Genomic DNA, 14,667 nt, shown 5'->3' on the forward strand with positions numbered 1-14,667 from the left:
TTGCAAAACTCGGGGCTGAGATTGTCCGGGAAAGCGGAATAGTCCGGATCTCACCCGGCAATCCGCCGCGCGGACCGATCCGCCGCCGCGGCTTCGGGATCGACGGAACGTCCCGCGCTGCGGCCGAACGGCGTTGCCGTCCCGCGGTCACCGACTTACCTAGCGGGCTCTCGACTCGGGACCCCCGCCGGGGACGAGGCCGCCCCCTGCTAAGCGGAGAAAGACGCGATGACCTTCACCCTGCCGGAACTGCCCTACGCCTACGACGCGCTGGGGCCGTACATGTCGAAGGAAACCCTCGAGTTCCACCACGACAAGCACCACAAGGCCTATGTCGACACGGGCAACAAGCTGCTTGAGGGCACGGATCTCCAGGGCAAGAGCGTCGAGGAGATCGTCAAGGCCGCCTACAACACGAATCAGCCGCTCTTCAACAACGCCGGCCAGCACTACAACCACATCCATTTCTGGCAGTGGATGAAGCCGAATGGCGGCGGCGCGATCCCCGGCGCGATCGCCAAGAAGATCGACGAGGATCTCGGCGGTGCCGAGAAGTTCAAGGCGGACTTCATCCAGGCGGGCGTCGGCCAGTTCGGCTCGGGCTGGGCGTGGCTCGCCGTCAAGGACGGCAAGCTCGCGATCATGAAGACCCCGAACGGCGAGAACCCGCTGGTCCACGGCGCCAAGCCGATCCTCGGCGTCGACGTGTGGGAGCACTCCTACTACATCGATTACCGCAACCGCCGGCCCGACTACCTCAAGGCGTTCATCGAGAACCTCGTGAACTGGGAGCACGTGGAGAAGATGTACGCCGAGGCGACCCGCTGAGGCGTTTCCCCGGTGCCGCGGGCTTTGTGTCCGCGGCACCCTTGAGGTGGCGGCGGAAACCGGCTCTTGATGCGCCCGACGCCGGATGACCCGGTGCAAAGGGTCCGGCCATTTCCCTCCCAGCGACCTCCGCGACGTTCCCAGGGCGCGCCTATCCGCCTCCGCGGTGGGAGATACCATCCCGGCAGCGCCCCGCCCCATGATCCGCTCCATCCTGTCCGTCGGCGGCTGGACGCTGGTCTCCCGCGTCACCGGCTTCGCCCGCGACGTGGTGATGGCCGCCGTGATGGGCGCCGGGCCCATGGCCGACGCCTTCGTGGTCGCCTTCCGGCTCCCGAACCACTTCCGCGCGATCTTCGGCGAGGGCGCGTTCAACACCGCCTTCGTGCCGGCCTATGCCGGGCTCGCAGAGGCCGGCGAGCCCGGGGCGGCGCACCGCTTCGCCGACCGCGTCTTCACCCTGATGCTGATCGTGCAGCTCTTGCTGCTCAATCTCGCCCTGCCGGCCATGCCCTGGGTGGTCCACGCCCTGGCGCCGGGCTTTGCCGAGGACGGCGAGCGCTTCCAGCTCGCCGTGGCGCTGACCCGCATCACCTTCCCGTACCTGCTGTTCATGACGCTGGTGACGCTGCTGTCAGGCATCCTGAACGCCCACCGGCACTTCGCGGTGGCGGCGGGCGCCCCGGTCCTGCTCAACCTCGCCATGCTGGCGGCCTTGAGTGTGAGCTTCCTGTTCCCGAACGCCGCCTATGCCGCCGCCTGGGGCGTCGCCGTCTCCGGCGTGCTCCAGTTCGGCCTGCTCTGGTGGGGCTGCCGCCACGTCCGGGTGATGCCGGACCTCGCGGTGCCGCGCCTCGATCCGGCGCTGAAGCGCTTCTTCACGGTGCTCGGTCCGGCGGTGGTCGGCTCGGCCGGCTTCCAGATCGCGGCCTTCGCCGACACGATCATCGCGAGCTGGCTGCCCACCGGGGCGGTCTCGGCGCTCTACTACGCCGACCGGCTCTACCAGCTGCCCTTCGGCGTCATCGCCATCGCGGCCGGCACCGTCCTGCTGCCGGAGATGAGCCGCCGGATCGCGGCCGGCGACGTGGCCGGGGCCCACGCGGCGCAGAACCGGGCCGCGGGTTTCTCCCTGGCCCTGTCGGCGCCGTTCACCGTGGCCTTCCTGACCATCCCGGGCCTGATCATGGCGGCCCTGTTCCAGCGCGGCGCCTTCAGCGCCGAGGATGCGGCCCGGGCGGCCTCGGTGCTGGCGGCCTACGGGCTGGCGCTGCCGGCGGTGGTGCTGGTGCGCAGCGCCGTGGCGAGCTTCTACGCCCGCCAGGACACCAAGACGCCGCTCTGGGCCTCCCTCACGGCGATCGGCGTCAACGTGGTCCTGAAGCTCTGGCTGACCGGCCCCTACGGCGTCACCGGGCTGGCGCTCGCCACCGCGGTCAGCCAATGGGTGAACCTGCTGCTGCTGCTCGTCCTGGCCAAGCGCCGGAACTGGACGGCGCCGGGGCGCACGCTCGGCCTCACCGTCGCCGGGGTGGCCCTGGCCTGCCTCGGGCTGGCGGCGGTCGCCGTCTTCGGCCAGGGACTCGTCCAGGCGCTGGTGCCGGCCCTCCCGCACGGGCGCGACCTCGTCGTCCTGGCGGTGCTGGGGCTCGTGGGAGCGCTGGTCTATGGCGGCCTGCTGGCGGGCCTTCTGCACCTGTTCGGCCTGCGCCTGCGCCGGGCCTGAGTGACCCGGCCGGGCTCGCCGCAGCGCGGGTCCGGCCCCAGATCGGGCGAGAGCACCGAGTGAGGAACACCATGACCGACGCATCAGGACCCCTCGCGGGCGTGAAGGCCGCGGTGTTCGACGCCTACGGCACCCTGTTCGACGTGAACGCCGCGGTCCAGCGCTACGCCGAGGCGGTGGGGCCGGACGCCGCCCACCTCTCCGAGGTCTGGCGCAACAAGCAGCTCGAATACAGCTGGACCCTGTCGCTGATGGGCCAGTACGCGGCCTTCTGGGACCTCACCGTGCGGGCCCTCGACTACGCCCTGGCGGTCCACCCGCAGGTCGATCCCGGCCTGCGCGAGCGGCTCCTCGACGCCTACCGCGACCTCGATGCCTATCCGGAGGTGCCGGGCGTGCTGGCGGCCCTGCGCAAGCGCGGGATCCGCACGGCGGTGCTCACCAACGGCAACGCCGCCATGGTCGACCGGGCGGTGGCCTCGGCGGGGCTGGCCGATCACCTCGACGCGGTTCTCTCGGTGGACGACGCGCAGGTGTTCAAGACCCATCCCGACGCCTACCGGATCGCCCTGACCCGGCTGGCGGTGGGGCAGGGCGACGTGCTGTTCTGCTCGTCGAACCGCTGGGACGTGGCGGGGGCCGGGGTCTTCGGGTTCCGGACCGCCTGGGTCAACCGCAAGGGCCTGCCCGACGAGTACATGGATTCGGCGCCGACGGTCGTGATCGGGGCCCTCGACGGTCTGCTTTGACATCCGAGCCCGCGGGGGACGCGGTGCACCGGATGGCCCGCAGCGCGGCCGGGGCGGAATTTTTCGGCCGCGTCTTGGACTAAAGTCGACCTTGCAACGTTGGCGTGTCGCTCTTGGTTTGGGCCTGACTCGGACGCCGGGAAATCGAGCGTCGAGCGGGAGGAAGCGACTGATGAAGCGTATGTTGTTGGCGGCCGCCGCGATCTGCCTCGGGGCGGCGGGGCCGGCCTGGGCCCTGGACGTCACCAAGTCGGTGGATGTGGCCGCGTCGCCCGAAGCCGTGTGGAAGACGATCGGCGGGTTCTGCGGGATCGGCGACTGGCATCCGGTGATCGAGAAATGCGCCCTGTCGAAGAAGGGCGGCAAGGCGGTCCGGACGCTCAGCCTGAAGGGTGGCGGGACGATCGTCGAGGAGGAGGAATCCCGCAACGACACCAAGATGGACTACACCTACACCATCCTGGAAGGCCCGCTGCCCGTCACGGACTATCATTCCACGATCATGGTCGCGAAGGCCGGCAGCGGTTCCAAGGTGACCTGGAAAGGGACGTTCAAGGCCAAGGGCGCTCCCGACGCGAAAGCGGAAGAGGCCATCGCGGGCGTCTATGAGGCCGGCCTGAAGGGCATCGCCGACAAGGCGAAGTAGCCGGCCGGCGGAGGCGGGCCCTGCGCGCCTCCGCCCAGGAACTTCGGACGGGCCGATGCCATATCCGGCACACAATTCAATTGGCCCACTTCGGGGATTCTTAATCCTCCCGGTGTTGGATCGTCCTCAACACGAACGGGAGATCTTTCGCGTGTCCTTGAACGGTTCCTTCACGATGATTCGCGCTGGGGCCGCAGCCCTCGCGGCGACCCTGGTGCTCGGGGCGGTCGCCCCGGCCACCGCCCGCGACCAGACCGGTGCCATCGTCGGCGGCCTCGCGGCCGGCGTCGTCGGCGGCATGGTCGGCAGCGCCCTCGTCAACGGCGCGAACCCGCCGCCCCCGCCGGAGTACCGCCCGCGCCGCGTCGTGGTCGAGGAGCCCGAGACCATCGTGGTGCGCGAGCGCCGCGGCCCGATCTGCCACTACGAGCGCCGCAAGGAATGGCTCGGCGACGGCGAGTTCACCTACCGCCGCGTCGAGGTCTGCGAGTAAGGCATCCGCGCGGTCGCGCGACCGGCGCCGCGTCCCCCGGGGGCGCGGCGCTTTTCATTTCACCACCAGCCAATCCTCGACCACGATGGCGTCGAGGCCGGTGGTGTAGAACATCAGGATCGCGTCCTCCGCGCCGTGGAGGATCGGCTTGCCCATCACGTTGAAGCTCGTGTTGAGCAGGATCGGCACGCCGGTGATCGCCGCGAAGGCGCCGATCAGGGCCGCGTAGGCCGGGTTCCGCGCCGCCGTGACGCTCTGGAGCCGGCCGGTCCCGTCCGCGTGGACCACGGCCGGAACCCGGGCCCGGACCGCCTCGCGCCAGACCAGGGTGCGCTCCATGTAGGGGCTGTCGGCGTAATCCTCGAACCAGTCCGGCCCGGCCTCGGCCAGGATCGACGGCGCGAACGGCCGGAACGCCTCCCGGTACTTCACCTTGGCGTTGAGGGCGTCCTTGGCGCCCTCCGGCCGCGGATCGGCCAGGATCGACCGGTTGCCGAGCGCCCGGGGCCCGAACTCCGCCCGGCCCTGCACCCAGCCGACGAGGCCGCCCTCGGCGAGGATCCGCGCCGCCGCGCGTGTCGCCTCCGCGTGGCCGACGCGCTTGGCGCGGGGCTCCTGCTCGGCGAGCCGCTCCATCGGGCCGGTGGAGACCCGCGAGCCGAGATAGGGGGTCAGCGGGCGCTGCGCGTGCGGCGGTCCCGCCCAGTCCGGATGGTCCTCCGCGTAGGCGAGCCACGCGGCGCCCACGGCGTTGCCGTCATCCGCCGGGGCGGAGGGCACGTGCAGCCGGGTGAAGCCGGAGCGGCCGAGCACCCGGCCGTTGTAGGAGGAGTTCAGCCCGCAGCCGCCGGCGATCACGAGGTTCTCGGCGGGCGCCAGGGCGTAGGCTTCGGCCACCAGCGCGTCCATGAGGGTGCCGAAAAGATCCTGGCCGCAGCGGGCGAGATCGGCCCAGCCGGTCTCCAGGGCGTCCGCGGGGCGGCGGGCGCGGATCTCCGCGGCCACGGAGCGGATCGTCTCCGCGTCGGCATAGCGCAGGCGGTGGCCCTCGACCGTGCAGAGCCGGCCGAGCAGCGCGGCGAGATCCGGATCGGACCGCCCGTAGGGGGCGAGCCCCATGATCTTCCACTCCTCGCCCTTCACCTGGTCGAAGCCGGCGAGATCCGTGATCAGCCCGTACAGGAACCCCAGCGAGCCGCGCCCGCGATGGCGGCGCAGCTCCGTGATCCGGCCGCCCTCCAGGCGGTGGATCGCCGCCGCGCCGGTCTCGCCCATGCCGTCGACCACCAGGGCCGTGGCGGTGTCGAAGGGGCTGCCCCAGAGGCCGTAGGCGGCGTGGCAGAGGTGGTGCGGGTAGCGCCGCTGCCCGGCGATGGTCGCCCGGGGCGCCGCGCCGGTGATCCGGGCTTCCTGGTTCAGGGCCAGCAGGGTGCCGTGGCCGGCCCGCTCCTGCGCGCCGTGGAGGTCGGCGATGAACACCCGCTCGGCCTGCTCGGGCACGAAGGAGCGGTTGAGCGCCGTGGTGTGGGCGGACAGCGCCATGAGGTCGAAGGCGCCGGTGCCCGCCTGACCACGCAGGAAGTCGGTGAATTGCGGGCCCCAGCTGGAGGCGACGACGAGTTCGGAGCCCGGCGGGACGTGGTCCCTCAGCAGCGACGCCATCACGGCCGGGGCGTCCGGCTCGCAGTTCGGCGCGCGCTTGTACTGCAGGACCCGCTCCGCCGCCTCGGCGAAGAGCAGGGTGCCGTCGGGCCCGACCAGGGCGAGGGCCGGGTCGTGGAAGGTGGTGGCGAGGCCGAGATAGAAGCGCATGCCGACGCGGGGTAGCGCATTTTTCCGCGCAGCGGATCCCGCCTCGTGCGCGGGACGCCGCTATCGCGTGGCGGTCCGCGGCTTGGCCAGCAGCAGAATCGCCGCGCCGGCGAGCCCCGACAGGACCGAGCCCGCGAGCACGCCGAGCTTCACGGCGGTCTCATGCTCCGGATCCGGGAAGGCGAGGCCGCCGATGAACAGGCTCATGGTGAAGCCGATGCCGCACAGCACCGCGACCCCGTAGACCTGCCCCCAGCCGGCCCCGGCCGGGCGCTTGGCCCATCCCAGCGCCACCGCCAGCCGGAGGCTCGCGAACACGCCGGCCTGCTTGCCGAGGAACAGCCCGGCCGCGATGCCGAGCGTCACCGGCTGCAGCAGGGCCTCGGGGGTGAGGCCGGAGAGGTCCACGCCCGCATTGGCGAAGCCGAAGACCGGCACCACCAAGTAGGTGATCCAGGGGGCGAGGGCGTGCTCCAGCCGGTGCAGGGGCGAGAGCGCATCCTCCGGCCGGCCCGGGCTGACCCGGATCGGGATGGTGAGCGCGAGCAGCACGCCCGCGATCGTCGCGTGGATCCCGGAGCGCAGCACGAGGACCCAGAGCACGAGGCCGAGCAGCCCGTAGGCCGGAAGCCATCCGATCCCCGCCCGGTTGAGGCCGTAGAGGGCGGCCACTACCAGGGCGGCGAGCCCCAGCATGGTGAGGTCGAGGCCGGAGCTGTAGAACAGCGCGATCACCACGACGGCGCCGAGATCGTCGACGATGGCGACCGCGCTGAGGAAGATCTTCAGGGAGATCGGCACCCGCGATCCGAGGAGCGCCAGGACCCCCAGCGCGAAGGCGATGTCGGTGGCCGCCGGGATCGCCCAGCCCCGCAGGGTGCCGGCGCCGAGATTGGCCAGGGCGTAGAAGGCGGCCGGCACCGCCATGCCGCCCAGAGCCGCGCAGCCGGGCAGGATCCGGTCGGGCCAGGTGCGCAGCCGCCCGTCGAGGGCCTCGCGCTTGATCTCCAGCCCGACCAGCAGGAAGAACCCGGCCATCAGGCCGTCGTTGATCCAGTGCTGGACGCTCATCGGCCCGAGGGCCGCGTGGAGCCCGTGCGCGTAGGTTTCGGCGAACGGCCCGTTGGCGACGACGAGCGCCAGGGCGGCGGCCGCCATCAGGATCAGCCCGCCCACCGCCTCGCCGGCGAGCAGCGTGCGGATGATCGAGAGGGGGCGCGGGCCCCGCCTCCGCGGCGCGGTGTGGGGAGATGTCATCGCAGCAGGCCTTGCCGCGCATCCCAGGTGGGCGCAAGGGCGCGACCGTAACCCCTATGGCGCCAACCTCTATGGCGCCAACCTCTATGAGGTCCGTCCCAGCGCCGCACGGATCAGGGCCAGCCCGTCCGGGCTCGACCACGCGGCCGGTCCCTTCATCACCCCGAGGGTGCAGCCCTGCGCGTCGATCAGCATCGTGGTCGGCAGGCCGGGCGATTGCGTGTCGCGCTGGATGATCGGAAGCACGCGGCCCCCGGGATCGGCATAGAAGGCGAGGTCGCGGATGCCGGCCTGCTTCAGCCAGGCCGGCGGCGTCTCGAGGTTGCGGGTGTCGACGTTGATGGCGACGACCTGGAAGTCGGGCCCGCCGATCTGCGCCTGGAGCCGGTCGAGGGCCGGCATCTCGGCCTTGCAGGGGGCACACCACGTCGCCCAGAGATTCACGAGGAGCAGCCGGCCCTTGAGGTCGGCGAGGCCGGTCTCGGCGCCGTCCGGCCCCTTGAAGCGGATGTCCGGCGCGGGCCGGGCCTGCGGCAGGGCCTGCATGGCGGCGACCTCGCCCTTCGCGGCGGCGTCGACCCGGGCGAGGGCGGGCTTTGCGGCGGCGCAGGGCTGAAGGGCGCCGCCCATGTTGCCGGGCAGGAGACCGCTCCCGTATAGGGCGAGGCCGAGGACGGCGAGCGCGGCGACGCCCGCGCCGGCCAGGATGGGCGTGCGGCCGGGCATCAGGCTCGGGCCTCGGGACGGTCAGGGCGCGGAAGGATCGACATGAGCAACCGGATGTGGGGCGGCCGCTTCGCGAGCGGCCCGGCGGAGATCATGGAGGAGATCAACGCCTCCATCGGGTTCGACAAGCGCCTCGCGCCCCAGGATATCCGCGGCTCGCTGGCGCATGTGGCGATGCTGGGCCAAGCCGGCATCCTGCCGGCGGAGGATGTGGCCGCGATCGAGGCCGGGCTCAAGTCCGTGCGCGACGAGATCGAGGCCGGCACCTTCACGTTCAAGCGCGAGCTCGAGGACATCCACATGTCCGTGGAGAGCCGCCTGACCGAGATCGTCGGGCCGGCCGCCGGCCGCCTGCACACGGCGCGCTCGCGCAACGACCAGGTCGCCACCGACATGAAGCTCTGGGTGCGCGACACCCTGGATTCGCTCGACCAGCAGGCCGCCGACCTGCAGCGCGCCCTCAGCCAGACGGCGCTGCAGCACGCCGGCACCGTGATGCCGGGCTTCACCCATCTCCAGTCGGCGCAGCCGGTGACCTTCGGCCACCATTGCCTCGCCTATGTCGAGATGCTGGCCCGGGACCGGGGCCGGTTCCGCGACGCCCGGGCGCGCCTCAACGAGTGCCCGCTCGGCGCCGCGGCGCTCGCCGGCACCTCCTTCCCGATCGACCGGCACGCCACCGCGGCGGCGCTTGGCTTCGACCGGCCGACCGCGAATTCCCTGGATTCCGTCGCCGACCGCGACTTCGCCCTGGAGGCGCTCGCGGCGGCCTCGATCTGCGCGGTGCACCTGTCGCGCTTCGCCGAGGAACTGGTGGTCTGGACCTCGGCCCAGTTCAACTTCGTCCGCCTGTCGGACGGCTACACCACCGGCTCGTCGATCATGCCGCAGAAGCGCAACCCCGACGCCGCCGAGCTGGTGCGGGCCAAGAGCGGCCGGATCATCGGCGCGCTGACCGGCCTGCTCATCGTCATGAAGGGCCTGCCGCTCGCCTATTCGAAGGACATGCAGGAGGACAAGGAGGGGACGTTCGACGCCCTCCAGGCCCTGTCGCTGTGCCTCGCCGCCATGACCGGCATGGTGAAGGATCTGGAGCCCAACGCCGAGGTGCTCAGCCAAGCCGCCGGCTCCGGCTACGCCACCGCCACCGACCTCGCCGACTGGCTGGTGCGCGAGCTCGGCCTGCCGTTCCGGCAGGCCCACCACGTCACCGGCCGTCTCGTCGGCGTCGCCTCCGCCAAGGGCGTCGGGCTGGAGGCGCTGTCGCTGCCCGAGATGCAGGAGGCGGAGCCGCGGATCACCGATGCGGTCTACGCGGTGCTCGGCGTCGCGAACTCGGTGGCGAGCCGCACCAGCTACGGCGGCACCGCGCCCGACAACGTCCGGCGGCAGGCGCAGGCCTGGATCGAGCGGCTGGGCTGAGCCAGCGCGCCCCGCGGGTGCCCGGCACCCCCGGCACCCCTGGCGGGGCGCCCGGTGGTTCGTCGCTCATCGGGCATAAGACGGGCTGGAGGCGGTCCCGCGAGCCGCTCCGCCTCCAAGAGGGCGCCCCGGTCTCCTCGATTCGACGACGGGCCCTGTCCGTAAACCCTGCGCGGCTCCGGTCCGGCGTGCCCCCGAGGCCGTCGCCTCGGGCCCGATGACGGGCGCCCGGTCATCCACAGCGCCCATCAAAATTGTGCATTGCAACCCTCGGCCCGCCCGTGCGTTCAGCGTCTGGATAAGTCCGCTCAGCTACAAGCTTCGCCGTTCGGATCGGAGTTCGCAGGATGCCTGTCGAGAGTTGGCTTAACCCGGAGGACGTGCCGGATTTCGCGGCGCATGCCACGGCGATGATCGACGCCGCGTTGACCGGGTCTGGCCTGACGCGCGAATCCTACTGGGCCGCGGTCCGCAAGGGCTACAACACGCCCTACAACGATCCGCCCCGCAAGCGCGCCGCGCCGGCCCAGCCGGACGCGATCGCGGTCCCGGCCGGCCAGGCGGTCGAGCCGCTGCCGGTTCCGGCCGGACTGATCGCGGCCCGGGCGACGGAAGCCCGCGCGGTCTGATGTTCGAGAGATCCGGCCTCGCCATCTTGCCGACGTTTTACGCAAGCTTCACTAATCCCGATCCCCGGCCCGGCTCCTGACGGAGCCGCCCGTCGTCAGGAAGTGAAGATGGTCCGCGTTTCCCGCTCGCTCCCGGTCGGAGCTCTCGCCCTGCTCGCATCCGGGCTGGCCACCGGTTTGCTCGGCGGGGTCGGCCTTTCGGCGACGACGGCCCATGCCCAGGAGGTGGCGCAGGCCCCGGATGCCGGGGGCGGCGACGCGGCCCCGGGCCGCCGGGGGCGGCGGCATGGGCGCGAGCGGACCAAGCGCGCGGAGAAGGCGGCGACGCCGCCCGGCATGCAGCAGGCCACGCCGGTGGCGATCTTCGGCGACTGGAACGTGTTCGTGAACGGCGACGGCCGCAACAAGCTCTGCTACGCCATCGCGCAGCCGCAGACGCGCTCGCCCAAGACCCTGAAGCGCGACACCGCCTATCTGTTCGTGAGTGTGCGCAAGGGCGAGAACGTCCAGAACGAGGTGGCGGTGATGCTGGGCTTCCCGTCGAAGCCCGCGGCCTCCCAGATCAAGCCCGGCTCCGCGGCCGCGCCCACCGATCCGAGCCTCAACCTCGGTGCCAGCCGCTACGGCCTCGTGGTGAAGGACGGCAATGCCTGGCTGCAGAACCCCGCCGAGGAGGCGCGGGTCGTCTCGGAGATGAGCGCCCGCAACCCCAAGCTCGTGATCAAGACCACCTCGCTGCGCGGGAACCCGACGAGCGACGAATACGCCCTCGGCGGGTTCGCGGAAGCCCTGAAGCGCACCCGCGACGAGTGCGGCCGGTAGCGCGCGGGGCGGCGCGCGGGTCAGGCCCGGCGCAGCGCGGGGCGATGCGCCCGCGCGGCCGGCCGGCTCGGGGCACGCATGCGCGCGCGGGCCGCCCGGGCCGCCTGCTCGGCCGTGCGGAACACGGCGCCGTCGAGACCGTCGAACGCGCGCGCCGATGAGAAGAACCGGACGCCGCGCCCCTCGGGCACGGCGATCCCGGCGGTGACCTCACCGATCTCGATCACCCGGGCCGGTTCGGCAGGCCCGATGGCCGGGTCTGCGAAATCGGGACGGTCTTCGGGCTGGAACTCTGCGAGACTGTGCATCGGACTGGGAACTCCCTGGGCCGGCATATCGCCGTGCCGGATCGCGTGGGCTGCTGCGGACGGTCGACGGGGCTAGCGTCGACAGCGCCGACGGGCGGCGGGGCAGCAGGGCGCGTTCAGGAGCGGGTGTCGAAGGGACGGTGTTCGCAGGACCATCGGATGTCCTCCAGACTGAAGGACCGCGCGGCACGGGGCCGTCGCAGTGCTTTAGCGTTTGATCACGCGGCGCAAGCTACGCTTCTCAAATCACCGCGGCCGGGCCGGCGGAGCGCCCGGGCGTTCAGCCCGGCCGGCACCCTGAAAATGGGCGTGGCGCCGCACACCGTCAACGGAACGGACTTCCGATTTTCGGTGCCCGCCTGGCAGGAATCCGGTGCCGGCCGCGCTCGGGGGAGGCGGGATCGTTCAGGCGGCGGCGATCACCGCGGCGAGGTCGGAGAAGTCCGAGAAGATCCGGGTCGCGCCGGCCTCCGCGAGGCCGGTGCCCGCCGGGTCGTGCCCCCAATGGCCGCCCCCGGTGAAGCCCGCCACCCGCATGCCGGCGCTCCGGGCCGCCGTGACGCCGGGCACGCTGTCCTCGATCACCAGGCAGGCGGCCGGAGCGGCGCCCATGCGCGCGGCGGCAAACAGGAACAGGTCGGGGAACGGCTTGCCCCGTGCCACCTGGGCCGAGGAGAAGACGTGCTCGCCGAACAGCGGCAGCAGCCCGGTCAGGGTCAGGGAATGGCGCAGCCGCACCGGGTCGCTGCTCGACGCGACGCAGACCGGCAGGCCCACGGCGGCGACCGCCTCGGCGACGCCGCGCATCGCCCGCAACTCCGCGTCGAACAGCGCCAGGGTCTCGGCCTTCACCGCCTCGATGAAGCCGGCGGGTGCGGCGACCCCGTAGTCGCTGGCGATATGGGCCATGATCGAGGGCATCGCGGTGCCGGTGAAGCGGGCCCGCACGGTGGCGAAGTCGATATCGACGCCGATCCGGTTCAGTCCGGCCGTCAGGCAGGCGAGGCTCAGGGGCTCGCTGTCCACCAGAACGCCATCGCAATCGAAGATCACGAGGCCGAGATTCGTCGCGCGCGCGTTCAAGGTCGACCGCTCTCCCGCGGCCCGCCGCCGCGGGGCGAGCCTGTGGCACGGGCCCGGCGACCCGGCAACCGCGCGGATCGACGCTCGCCCCGGACGCGCCGCAGACGCGCCGCTGGCGCTTGCACCTTGCGGTCCGGACCCATACTCCCGGGGCGGGCGCCCTCGGGCGCGCCGGCGAAAGCCCAAACGGTCCGTAAGGCAAGGCTCAGAAGGCCCCGCGATGTTCCGCTTCCTGGCCCGCGTCCTGGGCTTCCTGCTGATGGCCGGCGGCTTCGTCGCGCTGATCTATGACGGCGCCCGTTCCATCGCCAACAACGGCCTGCGGGTGACGCCCCTCTCCGACGTGATCGCCACCCTGTTCAAGGACAAGGCCAGCGCCCTGCAGGGCAGCGTGGAGGGGGCGGCGCCCTGGCTCTGGCACATCCTGGGCCTGCCGCTCACCCTGGCGCCGGCCTCCCTGATCGGCCTGGGGCTCGGCGCGGTGCTGCTCTGGCTCGGCCAGCCGGGCCGCGAGCCGATCGGCTTCCTGACGAAGCCCTGACGAAGTAATGACGAAGCCCTGGCGCTCGGGCGCGGCCTAACGGCCCGCGAGCCGGGCCTTGGCCTCCGCCAGCGCCCCCTTCAGCCGTTCGACCTCGGCGGTCAGCGCGTAGCGCTCGCTGACGTCGAACTGCGAGGCGAAGAAGTAGACGACCCGGTCCGCCTCATCCCGCACCGGCCCGACATAGAGGGCGTTCTGGAAGGTCGAGCCGTCCTTGCGATAGTTGAGGAGGTCAACCCGGATGTCCTCCTCCCGCCGGATGGCCTCGCGCAGGCGATCGACGGCCTCCGCCTCGGTTTCGGGACCCTGCAGGAAGCGGCAGTTGCGGCCGATCACCTCCATCCGGGTATAGCCGGTCAGCGTCAGGAAGGCGTCGTTCACGAAGACGATCGGGTTGTCGTGCTGGGCCGGATCCGTGATGATCATCGGCATCCGCGTCGCGCGCACGGCTGCGGCGAACGGATCGCCCCGCTGCGACCCCACCTTCACATTGTCCGGCACGTGGCTCGTGGCAGTCCCGCCCGTCTCCATGCGGATCAGCCCTTCCCAACGCCGCTCGGAGCGGCCATTCGATCAGTGTCTCTCGGGGGTACAAGCCGGAATTCGCGTCCGAGGTCCAGTCTCGCGTCAAGGTTTCGCGTCGCCGGGCCGCCGAACGCTTTTCCGGCCGCCTCCGCCTCCCCATATCGGCGGGAGTTCGACACCGGAAGGCAAGCCGATGTTTTCGTTCCGCAAGCGTCCCGAAATGCCGGCCCCGGCCGACGCCCTGCCGGGCCGCCCGACGCCGGTCCCGACAGCCGAGACGCATTTCGTCAACGGCAACCCGCTCAAGGGGCCGTATCCGCCGGGCATCGAGACGATCGTGCTGGGGCTCGGATGCTTCTGGGGCGCCGAGCGCCGGTTCTGGCAACTGCCCGAGGGCGTGTTCGTGACGGCGGTCGGCTATGCCGGCGGCTACACGCCGAACCCCACCTACGAGGAAGTCTGCACCGGCCAGACCGGCCACAACGAGGTCGTGCTGGTGGCCTTCGATCCGGCGGTGCTGTCCCGGGAGGCGGTGCTGCGGACCTTCTTCGAGAGCCACGACCCGACGCAGGGCATGCGCCAGGGCAACGATGTCGGCACGCAGTACCGCTCCGGCATCTACACGGTCGGCCCCGACCAGGAGGCCACGGCCCGGGCCGTGCGCGACGCCTACGCCGAGGCGCTCCGGACGCGCGGCTTCCCCGACGTCACCACCGAGATCAAGCCGCTGGAGCGGTTCTATTTCGCGGAGGCCTACCACCAGCAGTACCTCGCCAAGAACCCGGCGGGCTATTGCGGCCTGGGCGGCACCGGCGTCAGCTGCCCGGTGGGAACCGGCGTCGCCGCCTGAGCCTCACGGGCTCCGTCCGTCGGGCCGCGTCTGCGGGCCCGGCAACGGGGCGGCGCTGCCGTGCGGCGGCGGCGTGCTGTTCGGGCTGCGGAGCACGATCAGCACGCTGCCCAGCACCGAGAGGGCGACGGCGGTCGCGAAGAGGATGAAGAGCCAGCGGGGCATCCGCAGGCGTTAGCACATCGCGTCCGGCGCGCCGAGCGACCAGTCTCGCCGGGCGGATCGTTTCCGCGCCGCTCATCCCTTCGAC

General features: G+C 71.8%; 17 protein-coding genes. 10 read left to right on the forward strand and 7 right to left on the reverse strand.

What is annotated here, in order from left to right; translation table 11 throughout:
* Nucleotides 1-228: 228 nt before the first annotated feature.
* From MCBMB27_RS19475 to MCBMB27_RS19495, 5 genes are all read left to right on the forward strand, one after another.
* Nucleotides 229-828 carry a superoxide dismutase gene (locus MCBMB27_RS19475; protein WP_043351079.1) on the forward strand — a complete coding sequence of 200 codons (600 nt, stop codon included), beginning with the start codon at nucleotides 229-231 and terminating at the stop codon, nucleotides 826-828.
* 199 nt (nucleotides 829-1,027) lie between these two features.
* Nucleotides 1,028-2,554: a murein biosynthesis integral membrane protein MurJ gene (gene murJ / locus MCBMB27_RS19480; RefSeq protein ID WP_075381083.1), complete on the forward strand. Its 1,527-nt coding sequence runs from the start codon at nucleotides 1,028-1,030 to the stop codon at nucleotides 2,552-2,554.
* 71 nt (nucleotides 2,555-2,625) lie between these two features.
* Entirely contained in the window at nucleotides 2,626-3,303 is a 678-nt protein-coding gene (locus MCBMB27_RS19485; RefSeq protein WP_075381084.1) for a haloacid dehalogenase type II, read from the forward strand.
* A gap of 172 nt (nucleotides 3,304-3,475) precedes the next feature.
* Nucleotides 3,476-3,949 (forward strand): SRPBCC family protein, encoded by a 474-nt coding sequence (locus tag MCBMB27_RS19490; RefSeq protein WP_043379349.1) that lies wholly within the window; start codon nucleotides 3,476-3,478, stop codon nucleotides 3,947-3,949.
* Between the two features lie 175 nt (nucleotides 3,950-4,124).
* Entirely contained in the window at nucleotides 4,125-4,442 is a 318-nt protein-coding gene (locus MCBMB27_RS19495) for a hypothetical protein (RefSeq protein WP_075382036.1), read from the forward strand.
* Between the two features lie 54 nt (nucleotides 4,443-4,496).
* Here MCBMB27_RS19495 and MCBMB27_RS19500 read toward each other — a convergent pair whose 3' ends face one another.
* From MCBMB27_RS19500 to tlpA, 3 genes are all read right to left on the reverse strand, one after another.
* Nucleotides 4,497-6,254 carry a carbamoyltransferase family protein gene (locus MCBMB27_RS19500; protein WP_075381085.1) on the reverse strand — a complete coding sequence of 586 codons (1,758 nt, stop codon included), beginning with the start codon at nucleotides 6,252-6,254 and terminating at the stop codon, nucleotides 4,497-4,499.
* 60 nt (nucleotides 6,255-6,314) lie between these two features.
* Nucleotides 6,315-7,511 (reverse strand): Na+/H+ antiporter NhaA, encoded by a 1,197-nt coding sequence (gene nhaA, locus MCBMB27_RS19505; protein ID WP_075381086.1) that lies wholly within the window; start codon nucleotides 7,509-7,511, stop codon nucleotides 6,315-6,317.
* A gap of 84 nt (nucleotides 7,512-7,595) precedes the next feature.
* The gene (gene tlpA, locus MCBMB27_RS19510) at nucleotides 7,596-8,237 is read right to left on the reverse strand and encodes a thiol:disulfide interchange protein TlpA (RefSeq protein WP_043351090.1); all 642 of its coding nucleotides are present in this window, start codon (nucleotides 8,235-8,237) and stop codon (nucleotides 7,596-7,598) included.
* A gap of 42 nt (nucleotides 8,238-8,279) precedes the next feature.
* Here tlpA and argH point away from each other — a divergent pair, with 42 nt between their 5' ends.
* The 3 genes from argH (at nucleotide 8,280) to MCBMB27_RS19525 (ending at nucleotide 11,110) form a co-directional block, all read left to right on the forward strand.
* Complete coding sequence (gene argH, locus MCBMB27_RS19515) at nucleotides 8,280-9,659, forward strand: argininosuccinate lyase (protein WP_075381087.1); 1,380 nt, start codon at nucleotides 8,280-8,282, stop codon at nucleotides 9,657-9,659.
* 347 nt (nucleotides 9,660-10,006) lie between these two features.
* Complete coding sequence (locus tag MCBMB27_RS19520) at nucleotides 10,007-10,288, forward strand: hypothetical protein (protein WP_043379336.1); 282 nt, start codon at nucleotides 10,007-10,009, stop codon at nucleotides 10,286-10,288.
* 108 nt (nucleotides 10,289-10,396) lie between these two features.
* Complete coding sequence (locus tag MCBMB27_RS19525) at nucleotides 10,397-11,110, forward strand: hypothetical protein (RefSeq protein ID WP_043379333.1); 714 nt, start codon at nucleotides 10,397-10,399, stop codon at nucleotides 11,108-11,110.
* 20 nt (nucleotides 11,111-11,130) lie between these two features.
* On the opposite strand, the gene MCBMB27_RS19530 is transcribed toward MCBMB27_RS19525, so the two are convergent.
* On the reverse strand, nucleotides 11,131-11,418 hold the full coding sequence (locus MCBMB27_RS19530; RefSeq protein WP_043351096.1) for a hypothetical protein: 288 nt from the start codon (nucleotides 11,416-11,418) through the stop codon (nucleotides 11,131-11,133).
* Nucleotides 11,419-11,823: 405 nt separating this feature from the next.
* On the reverse strand, nucleotides 11,824-12,501 hold the full coding sequence (locus MCBMB27_RS19535; protein WP_075381088.1) for an HAD family hydrolase: 678 nt from the start codon (nucleotides 12,499-12,501) through the stop codon (nucleotides 11,824-11,826).
* A gap of 220 nt (nucleotides 12,502-12,721) precedes the next feature.
* Here MCBMB27_RS19535 and MCBMB27_RS19540 point away from each other — a divergent pair, with 220 nt between their 5' ends.
* Nucleotides 12,722-13,042, forward strand: coding sequence for a hypothetical protein (locus MCBMB27_RS19540; RefSeq protein WP_043351099.1), 321 nt, complete (start codon nucleotides 12,722-12,724; stop codon nucleotides 13,040-13,042).
* A gap of 36 nt (nucleotides 13,043-13,078) precedes the next feature.
* Here the strand turns inward: MCBMB27_RS19540 and MCBMB27_RS19545 are convergent, their stop codons facing one another.
* The gene (locus tag MCBMB27_RS19545; RefSeq protein ID WP_269466599.1) at nucleotides 13,079-13,543 is read right to left on the reverse strand and encodes a PAS domain-containing protein; all 465 of its coding nucleotides are present in this window, start codon (nucleotides 13,541-13,543) and stop codon (nucleotides 13,079-13,081) included.
* Nucleotides 13,544-13,760: 217 nt separating this feature from the next.
* Between MCBMB27_RS19545 and msrA the strand changes: the two genes are divergently transcribed.
* Nucleotides 13,761-14,417, forward strand: coding sequence for a peptide-methionine (S)-S-oxide reductase MsrA (msrA, locus tag MCBMB27_RS19550; protein WP_043379331.1), 657 nt, complete (start codon nucleotides 13,761-13,763; stop codon nucleotides 14,415-14,417).
* A 3-nt stretch (nucleotides 14,418-14,420) separates the two neighbouring features.
* Here msrA and MCBMB27_RS30280 read toward each other — a convergent pair whose 3' ends face one another.
* A complete protein-coding gene (locus MCBMB27_RS30280; RefSeq protein ID WP_164706358.1) occupies nucleotides 14,421-14,582 on the reverse strand; it encodes a hypothetical protein in 162 nt (53 codons plus the stop codon).
* Nucleotides 14,583-14,667: the final 85 nt, after the last annotated feature.

This window comes from Methylobacterium phyllosphaerae, assembly GCF_001936175.1.
In the GTDB taxonomy this organism is placed as follows: Bacteria; Pseudomonadota; Alphaproteobacteria; order Rhizobiales; family Beijerinckiaceae; genus Methylobacterium; species Methylobacterium fujisawaense.

Coding starts and splice junctions, on each gene's coding strand:
- argH (WP_075381087.1), top strand. CDS start 8,280: ATGAGCAACCGGATGTGGGGCGGCCGCTTCGCGAGCGGCCCGGCGGAG.
- MCBMB27_RS19475 (WP_043351079.1), top strand. CDS start 229: ATGACCTTCACCCTGCCGGAACTGCCCTACGCCTACGACGCGCTGGGG.
- murJ (WP_075381083.1), top strand. CDS start 1,028: ATGATCCGCTCCATCCTGTCCGTCGGCGGCTGGACGCTGGTCTCCCGC.
- MCBMB27_RS19520 (WP_043379336.1), top strand. CDS start 10,007: ATGCCTGTCGAGAGTTGGCTTAACCCGGAGGACGTGCCGGATTTCGCG.
- MCBMB27_RS30280 (WP_164706358.1), bottom strand. CDS start 14,582: ATGCCCCGCTGGCTCTTCATCCTCTTCGCGACCGCCGTCGCCCTCTCG.
- nhaA (WP_075381086.1), bottom strand. CDS start 7,511: ATGACATCTCCCCACACCGCGCCGCGGAGGCGGGGCCCGCGCCCCCTC.
- MCBMB27_RS19525 (WP_043379333.1), top strand. CDS start 10,397: ATGGTCCGCGTTTCCCGCTCGCTCCCGGTCGGAGCTCTCGCCCTGCTC.
- MCBMB27_RS19485 (WP_075381084.1), top strand. CDS start 2,626: ATGACCGACGCATCAGGACCCCTCGCGGGCGTGAAGGCCGCGGTGTTC.
- MCBMB27_RS19530 (WP_043351096.1), bottom strand. CDS start 11,418: ATGCACAGTCTCGCAGAGTTCCAGCCCGAAGACCGTCCCGATTTCGCA.
- MCBMB27_RS19540 (WP_043351099.1), top strand. CDS start 12,722: ATGTTCCGCTTCCTGGCCCGCGTCCTGGGCTTCCTGCTGATGGCCGGC.
- msrA (WP_043379331.1), top strand. CDS start 13,761: ATGTTTTCGTTCCGCAAGCGTCCCGAAATGCCGGCCCCGGCCGACGCC.
- MCBMB27_RS19490 (WP_043379349.1), top strand. CDS start 3,476: ATGAAGCGTATGTTGTTGGCGGCCGCCGCGATCTGCCTCGGGGCGGCG.
- tlpA (WP_043351090.1), bottom strand. CDS start 8,237: ATGCCCGGCCGCACGCCCATCCTGGCCGGCGCGGGCGTCGCCGCGCTC.
- MCBMB27_RS19500 (WP_075381085.1), bottom strand. CDS start 6,254: ATGCGCTTCTATCTCGGCCTCGCCACCACCTTCCACGACCCGGCCCTC.
- MCBMB27_RS19495 (WP_075382036.1), top strand. CDS start 4,125: ATGATTCGCGCTGGGGCCGCAGCCCTCGCGGCGACCCTGGTGCTCGGG.